Raw genomic sequence first — 22,482 nt, forward strand, 5'->3', positions numbered from 1 at the left:
ATTAGATAGCCCGGCTAACTCGCATTACGGGACGATGTTCAGACACAATAGAAAACGTAAATCCATTCGTTAAGATTAACACGAAGTCATCGCAACAGCGGAGATGAGTTACGAAAGCTTGCAATTCTAGCCTGTAGCCCCCGCCGTTGTCTTTAAGATTCAGGAGCGTAGTGCATGGAGTTCAGTGTAAAAAGCGGTAGCCCCGAGAAACAGCGTAGTGCCTGCATCGTTGTGGGAGTCTTTGAACCGCGTCGCCTGTCCCCGATCGCAGAACAACTCGATAAAATCAGCGATGGCTACATCAGCGCGCTTCTGCGCCGTGGTGAGCTGGAAGGAAAACCAGGGCAAACCTTATTGCTTCACCACGTACCGAACGTGCTGTCTGAACGCATTCTGTTGATTGGCTGCGGCAAAGAGCGCGAGCTTGATGAGCGCCAGTACAAACAGGTGATTCAGAAAACAATCAACACGCTCAACGACACCGGCTCAATGGAAGCCGTTTGCTTCCTGACCGAACTGCACGTCAAAGGCCGCAACACCTACTGGAAAGTGCGCCAGGCGGTTGAGACAGCGAAAGAGACGCTGTACAGCTTCGATCAGCTGAAAACCAACAAAACCGAACCGCGCCGCCCGCTGCGTAAAATGGTGTTCAACGTGCCAACTCGTCGTGAGTTGACCAGCGGTGAGCGCGCCATTCAGCACGGCCTGGCTATCGCCTCCGGTATCAAAGCCGCGAAAGATCTCGGCAACATGCCGCCAAACATCTGTAATGCCGCTTACCTGGCCTCTCAGGCTCGTCAGCTGGCGGACTCGTTCAGCAAAAACGTGGTCACCCGTGTGATTGGCGAACAGCAGATGAAAGAGCTGGGCATGCACTCCTATCTCGCGGTAGGTGAAGGCTCTCAGAACGAATCGCTGATGTCAGTGATTGAATATAAAGGCAATGCCTCCCCGGATGCTCGTCCGATTGTGCTGGTCGGCAAAGGCTTAACCTTCGACTCCGGCGGTATCTCCATCAAGCCTGCCGAAGGCATGGATGAGATGAAATATGACATGTGCGGCGCGGCTTCCGTTTATGGCGTAATGCGCATGGTTGCTGAGCTGAACCTGCCGGTGAACGTTATTGGCGTACTTGCCGGCTGCGAAAACATGCCAGGCGGGCGCGCATACCGTCCGGGGGATGTGCTGACCACGATGTCCGGCCAGACTGTTGAAGTGCTGAACACCGATGCCGAAGGCCGCCTCGTTCTGTGTGACGTGCTGACCTACGTTGAGCGCTTCGAGCCAGAAGTGGTTATCGACGTCGCGACGCTGACCGGCGCCTGCGTGATTGCCCTCGGTCACCACATCACTGGCCTGATGTCGAATCACAATCCGCTGGCGCACGAGCTTATTAGCGCGTCTGAACAGGCGGGTGACCGCGCATGGCGTCTGCCGCTCGGTGACGAGTATCAGGAACAGCTGGAGTCCAACTTTGCCGATATGGCAAACATTGGCGGCCGTCCTGGCGGCGCGATTACGGCGGCATGTTTCCTCTCCCGCTTTACCCGTAAGTACAACTGGGCTCACCTGGACATCGCCGGTACCGCATGGCGCTCAGGCAAGGCAAAAGGCGCAACCGGTCGCCCTGTCGCCCTGCTGTCTCAGTTCCTGTTGAACCGTTCCGGATTTAACGGCGAAGAGTAAGCATAGAGCTTTACCCTCACCCTGGACGGGCATAAAACGCCGTTTGGTTCCCTCGCCCCTTTGGGGAGAGGGTCAGGGTGAGGGGCAACAACATTCAACTTAACAAGCTGGTCTCATGAAAAACGCAACGTTTTACCTGCTGGATAACGATACCCATGCCGAAGGGCTGAGTGCCGTGGAACAGCTGGTGTGCGAGCTGGCTGCGGATGGATTCCGTGCAGGCAAGCGGGTGCTGATCGCCTGCGAGAACGAACAACAGGCGATTCGCCTCGACGAAGCTCTGTGGCAGCGAGATGCTCAGGCATTCGTCCCGCACAATCTGGCTGGTGAAGGCCCGCGCTACGGCGCGCCGGTTGAGCTCGCATGGCCTCAGCGCCGCGGCAGCGCACCTCGGGATTTGCTGATTAGCCTACTGCCACAGTTCGCAGATTTTGCCACCGCTTTCCTGGAAGTGATAGACTTCGTACCTTACGAAGAATCCCAGAAACAACTGGCCCGCGAGCGCTACAAAGCGTACCGCGTTGCCGGTTTCCACTTGACTACGGCGACCTATACCCCGCCGGGAACGACATAGCAGACAATGGAAAAGACATATAACCCGCAAGATATCGAACAGCCGCTTTACGAGCACTGGGAACAGCAGGGCTACTTCAAACCGAATGGCGACACCAGCCAGGAAAGCTTCTGCATCATGATCCCACCGCCGAACGTCACCGGCAGTTTGCATATGGGTCACGCCTTCCAGCAAACCATCATGGATACCATGATCCGTTACCAGCGCATGCAGGGCAAAAATACCCTGTGGCAGGCGGGCACCGACCACGCCGGTATCGCAACCCAGATGGTTGTAGAACGTAAAATCGCCGCCGAAGAAGGTAAAACCCGCCACGATTACGGCCGCGATGCGTTCATCGACAAAATCTGGCAGTGGAAGGCAGAATCCGGCGGCACCATTACCCGTCAGATGCGTCGTCTCGGTAACTCCGTAGACTGGGAGCGCGAGCGCTTCACCATGGACGAAGGCCTGTCCAACGCGGTGAAAGAAGTGTTTGTCCGCCTGTATAAAGAAGACCTGATTTACCGCGGCAAGCGCCTGGTCAACTGGGACCCGAAACTGCGTACCGCGATTTCCGACCTCGAAGTTGAAAACCGCGAATCCAAAGGCTCCATGTGGCACCTGCGTTACCCGCTGGCCGATGGCGCTAAAACTGCAGACGGGAAAGATTACCTGATCGTCGCCACCACCCGCCCGGAAACCGTTCTCGGTGATACCGGCGTGGCCGTTAACCCGGAAGATCCGCGTTATAAAGACCTGATTGGTAAGTTCGTGGTACTGCCGCTGGTTAACCGCCGCATTCCTATCGTGGGCGACGAGCACGCGGACATGGAAAAAGGCACCGGCTGCGTGAAAATCACCCCGGCGCACGACTTTAACGACTACGAAGTTGGCCGTCGCCACCAGCTGCCAATGATCAACATTCTGACCTTCGACGGGGATATCCGCGAAGCGGCAGAAGTGTTCGATACCAACGGCGAAGAGTCCACCGTTTACGCCTCCGACATCCCGGCCGAATTCCAGAAACTGGAGCGCTTTGCTGCACGTAAAGCCGTGGTCGCGAAGTTCGATGCAATCGGCCTGCTGGACGAAATCAAACCCCACGATCTGACCGTGCCTTACGGCGACCGTGGCGGCGTGGTTATCGAGCCAATGCTGACCGATCAGTGGTACGTGCGTACCGCTCCGCTGGCAAAAGTGGCGGTAGAAGCCGTTGAGCAGGGCGAAATCCAGTTCGTGCCGAAGCAGTATGAAAACATGTACTTCTCCTGGATGCGCGATATTCAGGACTGGTGTATTTCCCGTCAGCTGTGGTGGGGCCACCGTATCCCGGCCTGGTACGACGCGGAAGGCAACGTGTACGTTGGCCGGAACGTTGAGGAAGTTCGCATCGAAAACAACCTGGGTGCCGACGTGGCGTTGAACCAGGACGAAGACGTGCTGGACACCTGGTTCTCCTCTGGCCTGTGGACCTTCTCCACCCTGGGCTGGCCGGAAAACACCGAAGCGCTGCGCACCTTCCACCCGACCAGCGTTATGGTCAGCGGCTTCGACATCATCTTCTTCTGGATTGCCCGCATGATCATGCTGACCATGCACTTCATCAAAGATGAAGACGGCAAGCCGCAGGTACCGTTTAAGACCGTCTACATGACCGGCCTTATTCGCGATGACGAAGGCCAGAAGATGTCCAAATCCAAAGGCAACGTTATCGATCCGCTGGACATGGTGGACGGCATCTCTCTGGAAGATCTTCTGGAGAAACGCACCGGCAATATGATGCAGCCGCAGCTCGCGGAGAAAATCCGCAAGCGCACCGAGAAACAGTTCCCGAACGGCATCGAGCCGCACGGCACCGATGCCCTGCGCTTCACCCTGGCGGCGCTGGCTTCTACAGGCCGCGACATCAACTGGGACATGAAGCGCCTGGAAGGCTACCGCAACTTCTGTAACAAACTTTGGAACGCCAGCCGCTTCGTGCTGATGAACACCGAAGAGCAGGATTGCGGCTTCAACGGCGGCGAAATGGTGCTGTCTCTGGCCGATCGCTGGATCCTGGCCGAGTTCAACCGCACCGTGAAAGCATACCGTGAAGCGCTGGACAGCTACCGCTTCGATATCGCCGCCAACATCCTGTACGAGTTCACCTGGAACCAGTTCTGTGACTGGTACCTGGAGCTGACCAAGCCGGTCATGAACGGTGGTTCTGAAGCCGAACTGCGCGGCACCCGCAATACGCTGGTGAACGTGCTGGAAGGTCTGCTGCGCCTGGCGCATCCGATCATTCCATTCATTACCGAAACCATCTGGCAGCGCGTGAAAGTGCTGAAGGGCATTACCGCAGACACCATCATGCTACAGGCATTCCCGGCCTACGATGCGTCTCAGGTTGATGAAGCGGCGTTCGCAGACACCGAATGGCTGAAGGACGTGATCACCGCGGTACGTAACATTCGCGCCGAGATGAACATCGCCCCAAGCAAACGTCTGGACGTACTGCTGCGCGGCTGCAGCGAAGAAGCGATTCGTCGCGTGAGCGAAAACCGCACCTTCCTGCAGAACCTGGCTCGCCTGGAAAGCATCACCATCCTGCCTGTCGATGACAAAGGTCCGGTTTCCGTGACCAAGATTATCGACGGCGCAGAACTGCTGATCCCGATGGCCGGTCTGGTGGATAAAGCCGCTGAGATCGAGCGTCTGGCGAAAGAAGTGGCGAAGATCGAAATCGAAATCGGCAAGATCGAAGGCAAACTGTCCAACGAAGGCTTTGTCGCCCGCGCGCCGGCTGACGTTGTCGCCAAAGAGCGTGAGCGTCTTGAAGGCTTTGCCGACGCCAAAGCGAAGCTGATTGAGCAGCAGGCCGTTATCGCCGCGCTGTAATCGGCCCCAGGCATAATTCGCCCCGCACTTCGGTGTGGGGCGTTTTTTATGCAGCTTGCGCCCTCCGTAATGAAGTGCTATTAACTGCTTTTATCCTTCCCTAAGTCTATGAGTCACATGATGAACACCACCGCCCCGGTCGATGTGAAGCTCCAGCTGCGCCGGATTGCTGCCGAAGACAATTCGGCTATCGCCCGGGTTATTCGCCAGGTGTCGGCCGAATACGGCCTGACCGCCGATAAAGGCTATACCGTTGCCGACCCTAATCTTGACGAACTTTATCAACTCTACAGCCAGCCCGGCCATGCGTACTGGGTGGTAGAAATCAACGGCGAAGTGGTGGGCGGCGGCGGCGTGGCGCCGTTATCGTGTAGTGAACCAGACATTTGTGAACTGCAGAAGATGTATTTTCTGCCGGTGGTTCGTGGTAAAGGATTAGCCAAGAAACTGGCGCTGCAGGCGCTGGATCACGCCCGTGCTCAGGGCTTTAAACGCTGTTACCTGGAAACCACCGCGTTTCTGAAAGAAGCGGTCGGCTTATACGAACATTTAGGTTTTGAGCATATTCCTGCCCCACTCGGCTGCACCGGCCACGTGGATTGCGAAGTCACCATGCTCAAAACGCTGTAATCCTCGGTGAAATGGCGGGCATTAGTGCAGCCAGTGCACGCCATCCTCAGGCTGGAAGTAGCCGTTATAGCGCATCTGAAAAGCCGTGATCTCCGGCTTCTCCGGCTCCATCTCTCGTAAAAACCCCTGCGCCAGGCGAACCTGAGCGTCGGTTATCGGCGTGGCAAGCCGGGCCTTTTGCAGCCGCCGGTACCACTGCTGGAGATTTTGATCGCTGCCGTCGACAATCACCATCTGCCAAATCAGCAAAACCTGCGCCGCATTTTGCAAATGGGACTCATCCGGGCGGTGCAAATACTGTAAAAACGCGTCGCCCTGGGCTTTTCCCATTTGATCGATCATCGATTCGACCGGCACCACGTCGATCCCCAGTCGCTCGCTCAGCCGGCGAATAGCCCGCCGCGAATCCGACGTCAATACGCGAAAGCCGACAATAAACACCACGCATAGCGTGGCTAACATAATCCAAATCATGAAGTTAAATACCCGGCAGCTGAACGACAGTTTGCTTTCAATGAATGCCGGGCAGTATAGCGCAATCACTTTTTCCAGTAATGCCTCGCGCTGGCGTTAATCGCAGGCAAAAAAAAGCCCGGCGTATGCCGGGCTGGAACTATGCCAGATAAGCTTAAGCGATTTTCAGCTGCTGGATCTTTCTCTCGCGGCGAATTTTGCGCTCTTCAAACACGGCGACAATGGCCATCAGCACGATACAGCCGATTGCGGCGGCATCCAGGGCAGCGAACGTGCCTGCCCAGCCCGTGAGGCCGAAGATTGGCGTCCCGTCGGCAATCATCCCCAGGCCCAGCTTGGCGAAGCTGTCGCCGATCAGGTAAGCGAAGGTGCCTTTGATGCCGTCGGCCGCGCCGATAGCTTTCTTAGGCACGAAGCCGACTGCCGCCACGCCGATCAGCAACTGCGGGCCGAAGACGAGGAAACCAAGGGCAAACAGCGAAGCCAGGTACACATACTGATTGCTGGCATGCTGGTACACACCCAGCGTGGCGATGATCAATGCCAGCGCCACGCAGGCCACCAGCGCACGGCGGCCGTTGGCGAGGTCAGACAGCCAGCCCCACAGCAGCGTGCCAACCAGCGCGCCCACTTCAAACAGCGTGAAGCCCTGAATCGCCACTTCTTTGGAGAGTTTCAGCTCCTGGAAAGCATACACGGTGGACCACTGGTCGATGCCGATGCGCACCACGTACAGGAAGATGTTGGAGAAGCACAGCAGCCAGATCACTTTGTTTTTCAGCACGTACTCAACAAAGATCTGCCATTTGGTCATCGAATTGTCTTCGGCTTCTTTGTCCTCTTCACTGACCTCTTCGCCAAACAGCTCTTCAGCGGTGCCGAGACCGTAGGACTCAGGGGAATCGCTGCCGTAGCGCAGGGCAATAAAACCGACAATCAGGGCGATAACGGACGGGAAGATAAACATCCCGATAACGTGGCCGTTAAACAGGTAGTTAGCACCAAACAGGGCTACACCGGCCGCGCCTGCACCGCCGAGGTTGTGGGAGATGTTCCACATGCCCAGGTAGCTGCCGCGTTTACGGCGTGGCGTCCACTTGGTGATGGTCGAGTAGCTGCACGACCCGCCGGTGCTCTGGAAGAAACCGCTCAGAGCGTAGAAAGCAATCATCAGGAACAGGCTAACCGAGCCTGCGCCCATGCTGGCGCTGAAGCCAAGCATACAGATGGCGGAAAGGATCAGCATAAACGGCAGGAACTGCTTGGTGTTTTTGCCGTCCGCGTAATAGGAAACCAGGGTCTTGCCCACGCCGTAGGTAATGGAGAAACCGAGGCCGATCATCCCCAGCTGCGTCATGCTTAGCCCGTAGGTGGAGATCATGTCGTTCTGGGCGATGTTAAAGTTTTTGCGGATCAGGTACATCGTCAGGTAGCCGATAAACACCACCAGATACGACTGCATGAACGGTTTGAACCACATTTTTCGCCGCACTTCGAGCGGCAGATCCAGGGTGGGCTTACGCACCTGGTTTAGAAAGGCCAGCATGGATGACTCCTGATTTGAATACCTGCTTAATGGCAGGCATTGTAAAAATCAGCGAGCAAACTGGCCTGAGACAGCATCCAGGCCGAACCGGGAAAATGTCTTAGTTTTGCCCTTTATGGCACAAAAGAGTGAGGAGTATCACGCTTCGTTGGCCTCGCGTGGAGCCTGGGCGTTTAAGAACGGCAGCAGCAGCAAAGCCGATATCCCGGCGGCAATCGCAATCACGGCAAAAAAACCGCTCCAGTGCCAGATGTCGATCACCCGCGCCAGCGGCCACCCGGAAAGCGAGGCGCCAAGATAGGCAAACAGCCCGACAAATCCCGTCGCCGCGCCCGCCGCCTCTTTGTGCGAACATTCTGCCGCCGCCATGCCGATCAGCATCTGCGGCCCAAACACAAAGAAACCAGTGGTAAAGAAACAGGCCGCCTGCATCACATAGCTGGCAAAGGGCATCAGCCATAGCGAACCCACGGAAAGCAGAATGCCAGCCGCGAAGATCAGGTTCATCGGGCCACGGTTGCCGTTGAACAGCTTGTCCGAGCCCCAGCCCGCCACCAGGGCACCGATAAATCCGCCCAGTTCAAACATGGTCACCGCGGAGTTCGCAGTAACCAGTCCGACGCCGAGCGTTTCGGACATATAAAGATTGCCCCAGTCGTTGATCGCCGCCCGCACCACATAGACCAGCACGTAGCACAGCGAGAGCAGCCAGATGTATGGATTCACCAGCACGTACTTGTAGAGGATTTCTTTGCGCGTCAGCCCCGCACCTTCCTGCTGTTGGGCGATTTCCAGGGCGTCATGCTGCCAGTCACCCACCGCAGGCAAGCCCACGGTTTGCGGTCTGTCGCGCAGCCGCCAGCAGAGGAATAACCCGGCGATAATCGCCAGCCCACCGGCGATCATCATCCCGACACGCCAGCCGTACTGCAGCGCCGCCGCGCCCATGACTATCGGGATTAACGCCCCGCCCACGTTGTGCGCCGTGTTCCAGACGGCCCACCAGCCGCCGCGCTCGCTGCGGGAATACCACGCCGTCAGCAGCCGGGCGCAAACCGGCGATCCCCAGCCCTGGAAAAAGGCGTTCAGCGCCCACAGCAGCGCAAACGCCCAAAGCGAGGTCGAGAAGCCAAACAGAATATTCACAATGCCGGTAGCTATCAGCCCGATCCCCATAAAGTAACGGGCATTGGAAAAGTCGCTGACAATCCCGGAGAAGAATTTCGACAGGCCGTAGGTGATGTAAAACAGCGTCGCCAGCAGGCCGATATCGGTGCGCGCCATCACGCCCGTGGCGAGGATTTCCGGTGCGGCGGCATTGAAGCTTTTGCGGGTGAAATAAAACAGCGCGTAGCCGAGCCAGATAGTTATCAGGATATGACGACGCCAGTAGCGGTAACGGGCATCAATCTCACTTTTGTCACTCAGCGGCGCGACGCTTGCCGGGACTTTTAAAAAACTGAACATGCTCGCCCCTCAGGCATAACGTAACGGCAGGCTAACGCTGACGCGCGTGCCGTGAGTACAGGAAATAGCAAACGTACCGCCCAGCGCCGTCACGCGCTCACGCATCCCGGTAAGCCCAAACCCCTGCTGCCCGGAACCCGGCGGCAAACCGCTGCCGTCATCTTCAATGACCAGCATCAGCCGCTCGCCCTGCTGCCAGCCCTGTAACGTTACCGCGCTGGCGCTGGCGTGCTTCACGATGTTATTGAGCCCTTCCTGGCAAACGCGGAACAGCGTCACGCGCTGCCCTTCGCTCAGCAGAGGTTCATCGATTTGCCAGTTGATGTGGCCGACGATACCGCGACTTTCCAGCTCCATTTCGCGCATCAGGGAACGAATTGCCTGCTCAAGCGATAAATCGTCCAGCTGGCGCGGGCGTAAGCGCCCGAGCAGACGGCGAACGGAGTCATAAACGCCCAGCGAAAGCTGTTCGATATGCGCCCCGCTGCGCTTAACGCCCTCACTTTCCGGTGCCAGCCGCTGAACGATCCCCGCCTGGGTGCGGATCGCCGTGATGGTCTGCCCAATATCGTCATGCAGTTCGCGCGCCACTTCCCGCCGCACGCTCTCTTCGGTTTCCAGCAGACGCTCGGCCAGGCGGCGATTACGCGCCAGCTCGGTTTGCAGGGACTGGTTAAGTTCACGCAAGCGCTGGATCCCCGCGCCCAGCAGCAACCCGGTCAGGCTTTGAGCCAGCAGCGACAGCAGAAGATCCACCGGATGGTCGTGCCAGGTCTGGCTGGCGATCAGCGCGATGGCGTTCATCAGGGTGGCTATCAGCGCCCCCTGCCAGCCGTAGTGCCAGGCCAGAGCGATAATCGGCAGCGCAAGACAGAACGGCGTAAAGCGGGAGAGTTCGGCGGGTAGCCCCAACTGCAGCCAGAGGCTGACGGCAAACAGCAGTAAGTACCAAATCAGATGCCGCCCGCGCCAGTTAACCGGCTGGGAAACCAGCGCCGGGCCAAGAGGCTGCCACACGGTGCTGGTCAGATAGTGCCAGAGAACCAGACAGGTCGGTGCCAGCGTTAACCCGCCGGTCAGGGTCAGCAGCAGCGCATTCAGGGCATCACTGCCCTGATTCAGCCACGGCAGCGACTGCAGCAAAGCGGCCGCGATAAGCGCTGCTCCCTGCCGCAGTAAAGTCCGCCAGTCACGCTGATGGCGATAGCGGGAAATGAGCGCCACCGGCAGGACGGTAAGCACCCCGCCCAGCATTAACAGCGGCAGATGCGCCAGCGCTACTTCCTGCGCGAGCCAGAAAAGCATTAGCCATTCCGCGCCCAGCAGAACCGGCCAGTAGCCGCGCGGGCACTGCAGCATCAGCCCCAGGCGTAATCCAAAGGGAAACAGCAGCACTGCCAGGTCGGGCCGCTCCACCAGATGCAGGCTGATGCTCCACAGGCAAAACCAGCCGGCAGAAAAGATAAAGAAACTGGCGATAACGGCAATCAGCCGTGAGAAGAAAGACCGCATTACCAACCGTCAAACAGGCGTCGCGCCAGCGCCACATCGTTGCTGACGTCGAGCTTTTCCATCAGGTTGGCGCGGTGCACGTGCACCGTCTTCGGCGAAAGCCCCAGCTCGGTGGCAATCTCTTTCACCGCCATACCCTGCGCCAGCTTTTCCGCCACCTGTCGCTCGCGCTTCGTCAACGGATCCTGCCGCCCGGCGGCCAGCTTCATGGCAATGTCCGGCGTCAGGTAGCACCCGCCCGTCGCCACCGTGCGCACGGCGGCAATCAGTTCGTCGGGGCTGCAGCGTTTGGATAAAAAGCCGCGCGCGCCAGCGTTTAGCGCCTGCTCCACCAGCGCGGGGCTGTCGTGCACCGACAGCATGACGATCGCCATTCCTTTTGGTAACTGGCTTAACAGCGCCAGCCCGGAAATGTCCGGCATTGAAATATCGCAGATACACACCTGCACGCCCTGCCCCGGCAGCCCGGCCAGCGCCTCGCGTCCGGAGCCGAACTCGGCCACGACCTGAAAATCCGCCTCCAGCCCAAGAAGTTGGGCAAAGCCAGAGCGGACGATAAGGTGGTCGTCGATAAGGGCGATAGCGATCATGATGCTTTCCAGGAAGGTAAAAAACGCGCTTACCTTAGCGATAAGCGCGTAGCTGTTCAAGCCTTAAGCGATTCTTAGGCTATGACTACAGGTTATTCCTGCGCAACCGACAGGCGAATGATCCCGGCCGCGCGGGCTGGAGGCAGCTGCAGAACTGTGCGCCACAGTTCCTGAACCTGGTTACAGACCAGCCCCTCTTTCCCCACCGCTTTATGCGGATCCGACATTAGCTGAAGGTCGCTGCCGTAGCGCCGGGTCAATTGCTGCACGATGGGCTGAATGTCTTTTCGGGCCTGCTCGCGTTCAGCGTCAGTTACGCTATGTTTATCCGCGCCGTAGGCGGAGCGCATCATCGCCGCATCTACCTGCATGCGGCGCATCGTCACATCCTTAGGCAGTATTTTCGTGGAGTTGATGCCGCCTTTCACATCAGGAAACAGGAAGCGGAAACAGGCGTCATCGCTGGATTTTTGCACCATTGCCGTTTGCTGCATGTTCACCTGCATAAACGCCACGACGTTGTCGTCCGTCGCGCTTTGCAGGCGCTTGGTCTCCACGGCGAGGATCTGCGGCTGAATAGTGTCGATCACTTCCTGCTCGGTTTTCCCCTGCTGGTGCATCTCTACCGCCTGCTGGCGAATGGACATCCACAGCGCGGGCTCCTGCTCTTTCAGCACCTGGTAAACCGGCATCCGGGCCATCGCATCATCCAGCCCGGCCAGTTCCTGCCCGGCTCGATCGCGAGGAATGAGGAATTTTACGTCAAAGATGTTCCACGCCATGATGGCAACCAGCGCAATGGCCACCGCGCCCGCTTTACCGACCCAGCCTTTCTTGCGAAACACCGCTACCACCGCGGCGATCGCCGCCCCGACATAGCCTGCAATAATGACGTGGGTCCAGTTCATGGTACATCCTTCTACTCTGCGGGTAGGCCGCTGTGGAAACGAAACTCGTCGTCATGGCTTTGGATAAGCTCTGCCTCGACCTTGCCAAAGAAACGCACGCGCTCACTGATATCGCCCCCGGCAATCTGCTCCGCCAGGGTTAAATAATCCTGATAATGACGCGCCTCAGAGCGCAACAGCGACAGGTAAAAACGCTGTAATTCATCATCCAGGTGCGGCGCCAGCGCGGCAAATCGTTCACAGGATCGCGCTTCAATGTAGGCCCCGCAAATAAGCTTATCGACCAGCATCAGCGGTTCATGAGTGCGAGTTTCACTCAGTAAACCCTTAGCGTAGCGGCTGGCGGTGATTTTGGCGTACGGGATGTTACGGGCAATCATAATTTCCCGCACCTGCCAAAAATGGTGCAGCTCTTCTTTGATCAGCAGCACCATGCTGTCGATAAGCTGCTGCCCCCAGCCGTTCTCCGTTTTTGGCATGATGCTTTTGCTCAGCCCTTTATGGAGCGAGAGAAAATCAGGTTCCTCACCGTCGCGAAAGGTAAAAGCTTCATAAGGCTGCAGCCAGGCCAGCAGCGCCTGCGAACTGTCTTTATCGGCAACGTATTTGCGGATCAGCAGCATCGCGGTTTGCGCGGCTTTCAGCTCGCATACCATGTGGTCGGTTAACAGCAGCGGCAGATTTTCCGGGCGACGTGCCTTTTGAATCCACGCATCGGGCGTCGGGCACTGCAGGAATTGGGTAATCGGGGAGAGGAGTTGCTGGTAGTCCATGAGGATATCCTGATGCGCAGCGGCTGAACGCCGCTGCACCGCTTACTTTTCGTAAAGGACAGCATAATCACTGCCCACTCTTTTGTCAGTAAGCCCGGCAACAAAGAGCGTGAAGCACTATTTCACGGCTAGCCCTGAAACCGCGTGGGTGAGCTGCTCAGCGCGACCATAGTTGAGTTCAGCCATGCAAGACAGCCGCCTGATTTCACGCGCATTGCCTGCCGCACCTCCGCTGAGCGAAGCCGCAAGCTGGCATTGACCGTCGCGGTAAAGAATGAACCGTTGATTTGATGTCTCGAGCGCTGCGCTAGCTTTCTCGATATAGCGCTGGTCTTCATCCCATTCGGCGATTCTGGTGGCGGCGGATTTGCTGGCTTTTTCCAAAGCTTGCTCACTCTCTTTCGACTGCTTAATCAAACAGTCACGCATCCCCGCCTCCGCATATTCACTACACGCTTCTCGCAGGGCCGTGGCATCCTTAACTGGCTGAGGATCGTCAGCCAGCGCCAGCATCGGCAGACAAGCGGCGATAACCAGGCAAGCTTTCAGTGTCATTTGCATAAAGCGCTCTTCCCTTTTTTAATCAGTGATAATGCGTAATCGAGTTTTCTGGAATAGTTAGGATCGCCGCCGCCGTTATAGCGAAGAGCGATCGTCGTGGTAGAAATGCTCCGCCATCCGGCAATCACTCTGCGAACGTTTGCCTTCTGGCACTTGAGCGTCTGACCAGCACGGAGAATATTGACCTGTGGATTAAGCTTTTGCAGCAGTTCCAGAGTGCTTCCCTGGGCTTTCGCTATTTTTGCCAGGCTGTCACCGGGTTTCACGGTGACGTCATAAATTTTGCTGTCAACAGTGAGTATCGTTCGGTGCTCAAATTGCGCCATACGCATCAGCAGATAGCCGATGCCCGCACGCAGGTTATTTAACGGCGTGGTTCTGATCGTGGCGACGGTTAACTGTTTTTTCCACGCGTCAGGCAGGATGAGCTCACCGCCTTCCTTACCGGACAGGAAAGATGTCATCCCAGGATCGCCCTGAACACCGATTTGCATCGGCCGGAAATGCCATTCTGAGCTCAGGGCTCCCGTTTCGACCCAGACCATCGCTTTAATCAGATGCCAGTCCAAAGTCCTGTAGCCTGGCGTAGAGGAGAGATGGCGATTGTATCCATCGACTACCCGCTGGATGTCACAATCCCAAGCATTCCACCGCGTATCGCCGGGGGCTTTATTAATATCGTCCTGCCACTTTTCAAAACCAGTTCTGGGCGTTTTTTGTGCTGGGGTCGAGGGGGGAGTAAGACTGGAAGCTGTCATATTACACATCCTGTGCTGACTGATAATTGAAATGGCTAGACTTTAGCCTCACTTGCGCATTTTTAATACAAGATGACGATGCTAAGGCAGAATAAGCGGCCTGAAAATCATTTATTTAAGAAGAAAGGAAAAAAGAGAATTTTGCCCGATCGGGTAAGAATGGCACATGCCAGGTGCAGCGGCTGGACGCCGCTGCACCGCTTACTTTTAGTGACGTACGCCGTCGTCGTCTTCGTCCTGGTATTCGTCGTCGTCTTCTTCACCCTCTTCGCCGTTCGGGTCTTCGAAGTAGGTGCCCCAGCCGTCGTATTCCACGCCGAATTTCTCTGCCAGGTTCAGCAATTGTTCAACCTGGGCGCCGATCAGTTCAGCGTTGAGCGCGCATTCGCTCAGAATGTCGCAGCAGATAACGGTGTCACCTTCTTCTACTTCCAGCTCTTCCGGGTCGGTCACTTCATAACCCAGCTTGAACGCTTCAACGGCAGCTTTCTCCAGCGTTTCGAAGTCATCCGCAGAAAGGTGGTGTTCGATGGTATACAGCGCGTCAGGATCGCTCCCGTCGTCCAGCAGTTCTTCAATGATTAAACGTGTCTCTTCGCGCTGTTCTTCCAGCTGTTCTGGATTTGCCATAGCCCTTTCCTCAAATGTGTCGGCAGATACTCTCATTTTCACACACGCCGGGGTTTGCCTCCACCTTTCACCGCAAAGTTTTAAAACACGGGGTTGCAATTGAATATTCATACATATAAATTGAATTTTAATTCAATAAAGGCTTGCGCCACGCGAGGAAAAAATGAGTCACTTCTATCAGAAAAACTTTCTTAAGCTGCTCGATTTTACCCCTGCCCAACTGAACGAATTGCTGGCTCTTTCTGCCAAGCTGAAAAGTGATAAGAAAAAAGGAACAGAAATTCAGCATCTTAGTGGTAAAAACATTGCGCTCATCTTCGAAAAAGATTCGACTCGTACTCGCTGCTCTTTCGAAGTTGCCGCTTACGACCAGGGCGCCCGCGTCACTTATCTCGGCCCAAGCGGCAGTCAGATCGGGCATAAAGAATCAATTAAAGATACCGCTCGCGTGCTGGGGCGCATTTATGACGGCATCCAGTACCGCGGCTACGGCCAGGATATCGTGGAAACGCTGGCCAGCTATGCGGGCGTGCCGGTGTGGAATGGCCTGACCAACGAATATCACCCGACGCAGCTGCTGGCGGATTTGCTCACCATGCAGGAACACCTGCCGGGTAAAAGCCTGAGCCAGATGACGCTGGTGTACGCCGGCGATGCGCGCAACAACATGGGGAACTCCATGCTGGAAGCCGCCGCGCTGAGCGGGCTGGATTTGCGCCTGGTGGCGCCTAAAGCCTGCTGGCCGGATGAAAAGCTGGTGGCCGAATGCAAAGCCATGGCCGAAAAGACAGGCGGGAAAATCACGCTAACCGAAGATGTTGCCGCGGGCGTTAAAGGAGCGGATTTCATCTATACCGATGTCTGGGTGTCGATGGGCGAAGCCAAAGAGAAGTGGGCCGAGCGTATCACCCTGCTGCGCCCTTATCAGGTCAACAGCGCCATGCTGGCGTTAACCGGCAATCCGCAGGTCAAATTCCTGCACTGCCTGCCGGCGTTTCACGACGATCAAACCACGCTGGGTAAACAAATGGCGCAGGAGTTCGATCTGCACGGCGGCATGGAAGTCACCGACGAAGTTTTTGAATCCTCCCACAGCGTGGTATTCGACCAGGCTGAGAACCGGATGCACACCATCAAAGCCGTAATGGTCGCCACGCTGACCCACTAGTTTCTTCGCTCCCAGGGCTTCTCCTGGCCCCTCGATGGCTTTTCATCGAGGGGTTTTCTTTTCTCTCGCCTGGTTATTACTAAAAATGTTGCACATCTGATTCGCGGCTCGCATTTTTTATGCACTAAAAGGACATAACCTCATCACTCTCTCTTTTTAAAGCGTACACAACCGGCTGTTTTAATTAAGATAAAAAGAATAAATCCGCTGCGCTCACAGTTTGCATTCACTGCATTAATCCCAAAATAAAAATAACTATTTTCCCTGAACCTCTCTTCGCGGCATTAAACAGATTCCATAATGAATAGTCATGCAAGAAGAAAACAAAAAACAATTAAAATCAATACATTACGATATTGCTCATTAGGAATAAACTCACATATCTTTAACACTCAAAAATAATTAAAAACTTTCCCCTGTATAATTATGCATTCATCATCACCGGTGAAATTACCGTTCTCTGACATCCATCAATTAATAACAAAACAAATAAAAACCACCTTGAGCTCGTGATAAATCTCACATTAAATGGTTGTAGAAAAATTAATATACGCCACGAAGACAACTTAACAGGTTATTAAAATCGCGACGCAATATTTATTGCGCCACAGGCACCTTCATCTCCGAATTAATGCAAAGGAATAGTCATGGACAAACATTATGTCGGTTCCGAAATAGGTCAGTTACGCAGCGTGATGCTGCATCGCCCAAACCTCAGCCTGAAAAGACTTACCCCTTCAAACTGCCAGGAATTGTTATTTGACGATGTCCTTTCAGTTGAGCGCGCCGGTGAAGAGCACGACGTTTTTACCAATACGCTGCGCGGCCAGGGCGTAGAAGTCCTGCTGCTAACTGACCTGCTAACGCAGACGTTGGACGTCAGCGATGCCAAGGCATGGCTGCTAAATACGCAGATTTCAGACTATCGACTCGGGCCGGCATTCGCTTCGGACGTTCGCGGCTGGCTGGCCGATATGCCGCATCGCGAACTCGCCCGTCGCCTTTCCGGCGGACTCACCTACGGTGAAATTCCGACATACATTAAAAACATGGTAGTGGATATTCACGCCACAACAGATTTTATTATGAAGCCGCTCCCTAATCATTTATTTACCCGTGATACGTCCTGCTGGATTTATAACGGCGTCTCTATTAACCCAATGGCAAAAGCGGCTCGCCAGCGAGAAACAAATAACTTAAGGGCTATTTATCGCTGGCATCCCGCATTCACTGACGGAAAATTCATTAAATATTACGGCGACGAAAATATTAATTATGACCACGCCACGCTGGAAGGCGGTGACGTATTAGTGATCGGCCGGGGTGCAGTATTAATTGGCATGTCCGAACGAACCACCCCTCAGGGCATAGAGTTCCTCGCTGAATCATTATTCAGGCATCAACAGGCAACACGCGTGATTGCCGTTGAACTGCCGAAGCACCGCTCCTGTATGCACCTCGATACCGTCATGACCCACCTCGATCTCGATACCTTCTCCGTTTACCCGGAAGTCGTCCGCAAGGACGTGCAGTGCTGGACGTTAATCCCTGACGGCCACGGCGGCATCAAACGTCACCAGGAAACCAGCCTGGTTAACGCCATCGAAAAAGCGCTGGGTATCGATCAGGTCAAGCTCATCACTACCGGCGGTGATGCTTTTGAGGCCGAGCGCGAGCAGTGGAACGACGCCAACAACGTGCTGACCGTTCGCCCCGGGGTGGTCATTGGCTACGAACGCAATATCTGGACCAACGAGAAATACGACAAAGCCGGGATCACCGTCCTGCCTATTCCGGGCGATGAACTGGGCCGCGGGCGCGGTGGCGCGCGCTGCATGAGCTGCCCGCTGGAACGTGATGGGATTTAAGGGAGGAAAGTACATGCAACAGAAACCCACCCTCGTGGTCGCGCTCGGCGGGAATGCCCTGCTGAAGCGAGGTGAACCGCTGGAAGCCGACCTGCAGCGTAAAAACATTGAGCTGGCGGCAAAAACTATCGCCCAGCTCACCCACGCCTGGCGCGTGGTGCTGGTGCACGGCAACGGTCCGCAGGTCGGCCTGCTGGCCCTGCAAAACAGCGCTTACCCAAACGTAAGTCCTTATCCGCTGGACGTTCTCGGCGCTGAGAGCCAGGGAATGATCGGTTACATGCTGCAGCAGGCGCTGAAAAATCATCTGCCTGACCGCGAAGTCAGCGTGCTGCTGACCCAGGTTGAAGTGGATCCGCAGGATCCGGCCTTTAGCAATCCGACCAAGTATATCGGGCCGGTGTACAGCAAGGAGCAGGCGGATGCGCTGGTTCGTGACAAAGGCTGGTCGGTAAAGGCTGATGGCCCGTATTTCCGCCGCGTGGTGCCGTCCCCGCAGCCTAAACGCATCGTCGAAAGCGATGCCATTACGGCGCTTATCCAGCGTGATCACCTGGTCATTTGTAACGGCGGCGGCGGCGTACCGGTAGTGGAAAAAGCCGATGGCTACCACGGGATTGAAGCCGTCATTGATAAGGATCTTTCCGCCGCATTGCTGGCCCGCCAGATAGAGGCCGACGCCCTGCTGATCCTCACTGACGCAGACGCCGTTTATCTCAACTGGGGCACGCCGACACAGCGCCCGCTCACCAGCGTGACGCCAGCCGAGCTTGAAAGCATGAGCTTCGATGCAGGCTCGATGGGGCCAAAAGTGTCCGCCTGCAGTCGCTTTGTTGCCAGCTGCCACGGTATCGCCGGGATCGGCGCCCTGGAAGATGGCCCGGCAATTCTGGCCGGGGAGAAAGGCACGTTAATTCGGGAGCCGTGAAAGCCCCCTCACCCTAACCCTAACCCTCTCCCCAGGGGGAGAGGGGATAAAACCGAGCCGCCTGCACTTCCTCCTCCCCCAGGGGAAAGGGGACAGGAAACGAAACAGCGTCACCTGCACTTTCCCCCTCTCCCTGCCAGGGAGAGGGCCGGGGTAAGGGTAAAAAAATCGTCTCATTCATAGGATAACGAAAATGACTATCAACCTAAAAAACCGTAATTTCCTGAAACTCCTCGACTTTAAACCGGCAGAAATTCAGTACCTCATCGATCTTGCTCGTGAACTGAAGGCCGCCAAACAGGCCGGAACGGAGAAAAAAACGCTATGCGGTAAAAATATCGCGCTGATCTTCGAGAAAACCTCCACCCGCACCCGCTGCGCTTTTGAGGTTGGCGCTTTTGACCAGGGCGCGCTGGTGACTTATCTGGGGCCAAGCGGCTCGCAAATCGGCCATAAAGAATCCATGAAAGATACCGCCCGCGTGCTGGGGCGGATGTACGACGGGATTGAATACCGTGGCTATGGCCAGGACATTGTCGAAGAGCTGGGAGAATACGCTGGCGTGCCGGTGTGGAACGGGCTGACCAATGAATTTCACCCGACCCAGATCCTCGCCGACCTGATGACCATGCTGGAGCACGCTCCGGGTAAAAAACTGCAGGACCTCTCCTTCGCTTATCTGGGCGATGCCCGTAACAACATGGGCAATTCCCTGATGGTGGGCGCAGCCAAAATGGGCATGGATATTCGCCTTGTCGCACCGAAAGCCTTCTGGCCTGAAGCAGCGCTGGTCGAGCAATGCCGCGCCATCGCCAAAGAAACCGGCGGCCGCATCATGCTGACGGACAGCGTGGAAGAAGGCGTTGCGGGCGTGGATTTCCTCTACACCGACGTTTGGGTGTCGATGGGCGAGCCTAAAGAAGCCTGGGCCGAACGCGTAAGCATCATGACGCCTTACCAGATTAACCAGAACGTCCTCAACGCAACCGGCAATCCGCACGTCAAGTTCATGCACTGCCTGCCTGCTTTCCATAACGAACACACCAAAGTCGGCAAAGAGATCGAAGAAACCTACGGCCTGAAGGGGCTGGAGGTAACCGAAGAAGTGTTTGAGTCAACACACTCCATTGTCTTCGACGAAGCCGAAAACCGCATGCACACCATTAAAGCCGTGATGGTCGCCACGCTCGGCGCGTAACGCTGTCGGGCAGTGGGAACGCCTCGCTGCCCGTATTGCCCTTGTGCTGCTTCGCGCAGCGGGAGAAAAGGAAATGGCCGATGTTATCCATGAAGGTGCCGCAGACACCTCCACAAGCAGTGAAAGAAAACTCGGACTTAGCGCGCTGGTGGCGCTGGTTATAGGCTCCATGATTGGCGGGGGCGTTTTCAGCCTGCCGCAAAACTTTGCTTCGGTAGCGTCCCCCGGCGCATTGCTGATCGGCTGGGCCATTACCGGCGTCGGCATGCTTTGCCTGGCGTTTATTTATCAGAATCTCAGCGCTCGCTGCCCGGATCTTGACGGCGGCGTTTACAGCTATGCCCGGGCCGGGTTTGGCGACTTTATCGGCTTCCAGTCCGCCTGGGGCTACTGGTTCTCGGCCTGGCTCGGGAACGTCTCTTACGCCGTACTGCTGTTCAGCGCCATGAGCTTTTTCATTCCGGTTTTTGGCGACGGGAATAACCTGCCTTCCATTATCGGCGCCTCCGTTGTTCTGTGGCTGGTGCATGCCCTGGTACTTCGCGGGGTGCGAGAAGCCGCCTACATCAACACCATCCTCACCGTGGTCAAGGTCATCATCCTGCTGGTATTCATTGTCGCGGTGCTGATTGCCTTCCAGATTGGCGTGTTCACTGCCGATTTCTGGGGCCGCATGATGCTGGTCGAAGGATCCCGCCCGGAAATTTTCGATCAGGTTAAAAACACCATGCTGGTCACCACCTGGGTATTTATCGGCATTGAAGGGGCGACCGTCGTTTCCGCCCGAGCCGCAAAACGTGAGGATATCGGTAGAGCGACGGTCATTGGTCTGCTGGGCGCGCTGGCGATTTACGTGTTGGTCAGCGTGCTGTCGATGGGGATCCTCGATCAGGCGAGCCTGGCCGGGCTGAAGAATCCTTCAATGGCCGGCGTGCTGGAAAGCGTGGTCGGGCCGTGGGGAGCGAAGTTCGTTGCCGGAGGCGTGATTCTGTCCGTAGCCGGCGCGCTGTTGGCCTGGACGCTGTTTGCCGCAGAATTACCGCGCGTCGCGGCGATTGACGGCATTTTCCCTAAAATTTTCGCCAAAGAGAACGCCCGCCATTCGCCTTCATTTTCGCTGTGGATCACCAATGGCTTAATTCAACTCTTCCTGATCCTCACCCTGTTCTACGCCGCGGGCTACCAGGCGCTATTCTCCATTGCCACGGCGGCCATCTTGCCCCCGTACCTGTTCAGCGCGGCCTACGGGCTGAAGCTGGCCTGGACCGGGGAGCGCTATGGACAGGGAGAATCACGCACCGGCGGCATCGTGCTTGGCCTCGTTGCAACAGTTTACGGCTTCTGGCTTTGCTACGCCGCGGGCGATTCGATGTTGTTGAGCTCGCTGTTATTCACGCCGGGCATTCTGGTGTTCCTGTGGCAGAAAAAAACCCAGGGTCAGCCGCTGCTGAAAAGCTATGAACTGGCGATCGCCGTGGCCATTCTGGCCCTGGCCGCATGGACATTAAAACTGGTGCTAAGCGGAAATTTACAGATAGCCTGACGCCATTAACGCCACGATTGTGGCGTTAAACGCTTCATCTCAAACCATTGGCGACATTTTAAAAAGGTAAAATCAATAAAAATCTTTTCTATCAATAAATTACGTTCATCAACCGTGCAATGAAAACGCACCGGCCATCACAGGAGTGTATAGAGACCATGAGGATATCCCGCCTCTCGTTCGAGAAAGAGCAGCGCCAGCTTGAACTGTGCCAACAGCTCATTAGCCACAAGAGTTACCACTCCCAGGAGCAACTGCGCCATGACCTGAAACAGCACGGCTTCGAAGCCATCAGCCAGTCCACCGTCTCCCGCCTGCTCAAGCTGCTGGGCGTCATAAAGTTGCGTAATGCCAAAGGGCAAAAAATCTATGCGCTAAGCCCGCAGACTTTGCCTCAGCCCAACGCGGCTCGCTCGGTGGCAGAAATGGTGCTAAGCGTTGAATATAACAGTGAATTTGTCATGGTACATACGGTGTCTGGCTACGGTAAAGCGATAGCAAAAATTCTCGATCATCACGCTATCGCCGAGATTTTAGGCGTGGTCGCCGGCAGCAGCGTGGTCTGGATTGCGCCGCGTGAAGTTCAAAAAACGCAGCTGGTACATCGCCGCATCATGCGTATGCTGGGCCAGGCATAACTGCACCGCAACCGATTGCAGCGCGCCTGAAAAAGTGTGATTTTAGCGCTTGCAGAGAACACCCACGCGCGTATAATGCGCCACAATTTGCCGGGAGGAAGCATGGTTTACTGTGTTCAAAAAAATGTCGCAGCTCGACGTCTGAAAGCAGACGCGGCAGGGCGTTTT

General features: G+C 56.1%; 20 protein-coding genes. 10 read left to right on the forward strand and 10 right to left on the reverse strand.

Going from position 1 to position 22,482, the window contains the following annotated elements; genetic code table 11:
- Window positions 1-174: 174 nt before the first annotated feature.
- The 4 genes from pepA to F3J29_RS19785 all read left to right on the forward strand — a co-directional run bounded on the left by pepA (window position 175) and on the right by F3J29_RS19785 (window position 5,752).
- Window positions 175-1,686 (forward strand): leucyl aminopeptidase, encoded by a 1,512-nt coding sequence (gene pepA / locus F3J29_RS19770; RefSeq protein WP_008460793.1) that lies wholly within the window; start codon window positions 175-177, stop codon window positions 1,684-1,686.
- Between the two features lie 115 nt (window positions 1,687-1,801).
- Window positions 1,802-2,260, forward strand: coding sequence for a DNA polymerase III subunit chi (locus F3J29_RS19775; RefSeq protein ID WP_166868684.1), 459 nt, complete (start codon window positions 1,802-1,804; stop codon window positions 2,258-2,260).
- Between the two features lie 6 nt (window positions 2,261-2,266).
- Window positions 2,267-5,122 carry a valine--tRNA ligase gene (locus F3J29_RS19780; protein WP_166868685.1) on the forward strand — a complete coding sequence of 952 codons (2,856 nt, stop codon included), beginning with the start codon at window positions 2,267-2,269 and terminating at the stop codon, window positions 5,120-5,122.
- Window positions 5,123-5,230: 108 nt separating this feature from the next.
- Window positions 5,231-5,752 carry a GNAT family N-acetyltransferase gene (locus F3J29_RS19785; RefSeq protein ID WP_156107002.1) on the forward strand — a complete coding sequence of 174 codons (522 nt, stop codon included), beginning with the start codon at window positions 5,231-5,233 and terminating at the stop codon, window positions 5,750-5,752.
- A 21-nt stretch (window positions 5,753-5,773) separates the two neighbouring features.
- Here the strand turns inward: F3J29_RS19785 and F3J29_RS19790 are convergent, their stop codons facing one another.
- The 10 genes from F3J29_RS19790 to rraB all read right to left on the reverse strand — a co-directional run bounded on the left by F3J29_RS19790 (window position 5,774) and on the right by rraB (window position 14,971).
- Window positions 5,774-6,226 carry a DUF1198 domain-containing protein gene (locus tag F3J29_RS19790; protein ID WP_008460785.1) on the reverse strand — a complete coding sequence of 151 codons (453 nt, stop codon included), beginning with the start codon at window positions 6,224-6,226 and terminating at the stop codon, window positions 5,774-5,776.
- A gap of 154 nt (window positions 6,227-6,380) precedes the next feature.
- Window positions 6,381-7,772, reverse strand: coding sequence for a hexose-6-phosphate:phosphate antiporter UhpT (gene uhpT, locus F3J29_RS19795; protein WP_166868686.1), 1,392 nt, complete (start codon window positions 7,770-7,772; stop codon window positions 6,381-6,383).
- A 138-nt stretch (window positions 7,773-7,910) separates the two neighbouring features.
- Window positions 7,911-9,239: an MFS transporter gene (locus tag F3J29_RS19800; protein ID WP_166868687.1), complete on the reverse strand. Its 1,329-nt coding sequence runs from the start codon at window positions 9,237-9,239 to the stop codon at window positions 7,911-7,913.
- A 9-nt stretch (window positions 9,240-9,248) separates the two neighbouring features.
- A complete protein-coding gene (gene uhpB, locus F3J29_RS19805) occupies window positions 9,249-10,751 on the reverse strand; it encodes a signal transduction histidine-protein kinase/phosphatase UhpB (RefSeq protein WP_166868688.1) in 1,503 nt (500 codons plus the stop codon).
- Window positions 10,751-11,341 carry a response regulator transcription factor UhpA gene (gene uhpA, locus F3J29_RS19810; protein WP_166868689.1) on the reverse strand — a complete coding sequence of 197 codons (591 nt, stop codon included), beginning with the start codon at window positions 11,339-11,341 and terminating at the stop codon, window positions 10,751-10,753. The genes uhpB and uhpA overlap by 1 nt, the downstream gene beginning before the upstream one ends.
- Before the next feature lie 92 nt (window positions 11,342-11,433).
- A complete protein-coding gene (locus F3J29_RS19815) occupies window positions 11,434-12,249 on the reverse strand; it encodes a topoisomerase II (protein ID WP_166868690.1) in 816 nt (271 codons plus the stop codon).
- 11 nt (window positions 12,250-12,260) lie between these two features.
- Entirely contained in the window at window positions 12,261-13,022 is a 762-nt protein-coding gene (gene miaE, locus F3J29_RS19820) for a tRNA isopentenyl-2-thiomethyl-A-37 hydroxylase MiaE (RefSeq protein WP_166868691.1), read from the reverse strand.
- Window positions 13,023-13,139: 117 nt separating this feature from the next.
- Window positions 13,140-13,583, reverse strand: coding sequence for a lysozyme inhibitor LprI family protein (locus F3J29_RS19825; protein WP_166868692.1), 444 nt, complete (start codon window positions 13,581-13,583; stop codon window positions 13,140-13,142).
- Entirely contained in the window at window positions 13,574-14,341 is a 768-nt protein-coding gene (locus tag F3J29_RS19830; RefSeq protein ID WP_166868694.1) for a LysM peptidoglycan-binding domain-containing protein, read from the reverse strand. The genes F3J29_RS19825 and F3J29_RS19830 overlap by 10 nt, the downstream gene beginning before the upstream one ends.
- 207 nt (window positions 14,342-14,548) lie before the next feature.
- Window positions 14,549-14,971 carry a ribonuclease E inhibitor RraB gene (rraB, locus tag F3J29_RS19835; RefSeq protein ID WP_166868696.1) on the reverse strand — a complete coding sequence of 141 codons (423 nt, stop codon included), beginning with the start codon at window positions 14,969-14,971 and terminating at the stop codon, window positions 14,549-14,551.
- A 163-nt stretch (window positions 14,972-15,134) separates the two neighbouring features.
- On the opposite strand from rraB, the gene argF (F3J29_RS19840) reads away from it, so the two are divergent.
- The 6 genes from argF (F3J29_RS19840) (at window position 15,135) to F3J29_RS19865 (ending at window position 22,314) form a co-directional block, all read left to right on the forward strand.
- Window positions 15,135-16,139 (forward strand): ornithine carbamoyltransferase, encoded by a 1,005-nt coding sequence (gene argF / locus F3J29_RS19840; protein ID WP_166868698.1) that lies wholly within the window; start codon window positions 15,135-15,137, stop codon window positions 16,137-16,139.
- A gap of 647 nt (window positions 16,140-16,786) precedes the next feature.
- A complete protein-coding gene (gene arcA / locus F3J29_RS19845; protein ID WP_166868700.1) occupies window positions 16,787-18,007 on the forward strand; it encodes an arginine deiminase in 1,221 nt (406 codons plus the stop codon).
- A 13-nt stretch (window positions 18,008-18,020) separates the two neighbouring features.
- Complete coding sequence (locus F3J29_RS19850) at window positions 18,021-18,935, forward strand: carbamate kinase (protein WP_166868702.1); 915 nt, start codon at window positions 18,021-18,023, stop codon at window positions 18,933-18,935.
- Window positions 18,936-19,128: 193 nt separating this feature from the next.
- Complete coding sequence (gene argF, locus F3J29_RS19855) at window positions 19,129-20,133, forward strand: ornithine carbamoyltransferase (protein WP_166868704.1); 1,005 nt, start codon at window positions 19,129-19,131, stop codon at window positions 20,131-20,133.
- 73 nt (window positions 20,134-20,206) lie between these two features.
- Complete coding sequence (gene arcD / locus F3J29_RS19860; protein ID WP_166868706.1) at window positions 20,207-21,676, forward strand: arginine-ornithine antiporter; 1,470 nt, start codon at window positions 20,207-20,209, stop codon at window positions 21,674-21,676.
- Window positions 21,677-21,834: 158 nt separating this feature from the next.
- Window positions 21,835-22,314, forward strand: a complete 480-nt coding sequence (locus F3J29_RS19865; RefSeq protein WP_166868708.1) for an arginine repressor — start codon at window positions 21,835-21,837, stop codon at window positions 22,312-22,314.
- The last annotated feature ends 168 nt before the right edge of the window (window positions 22,315-22,482 follow it).

Source organism: Enterobacter sp. Cy-643 (genome assembly GCF_011752815.1).
Lineage (GTDB): Bacteria > Pseudomonadota > Gammaproteobacteria > Enterobacterales > Enterobacteriaceae > Cedecea.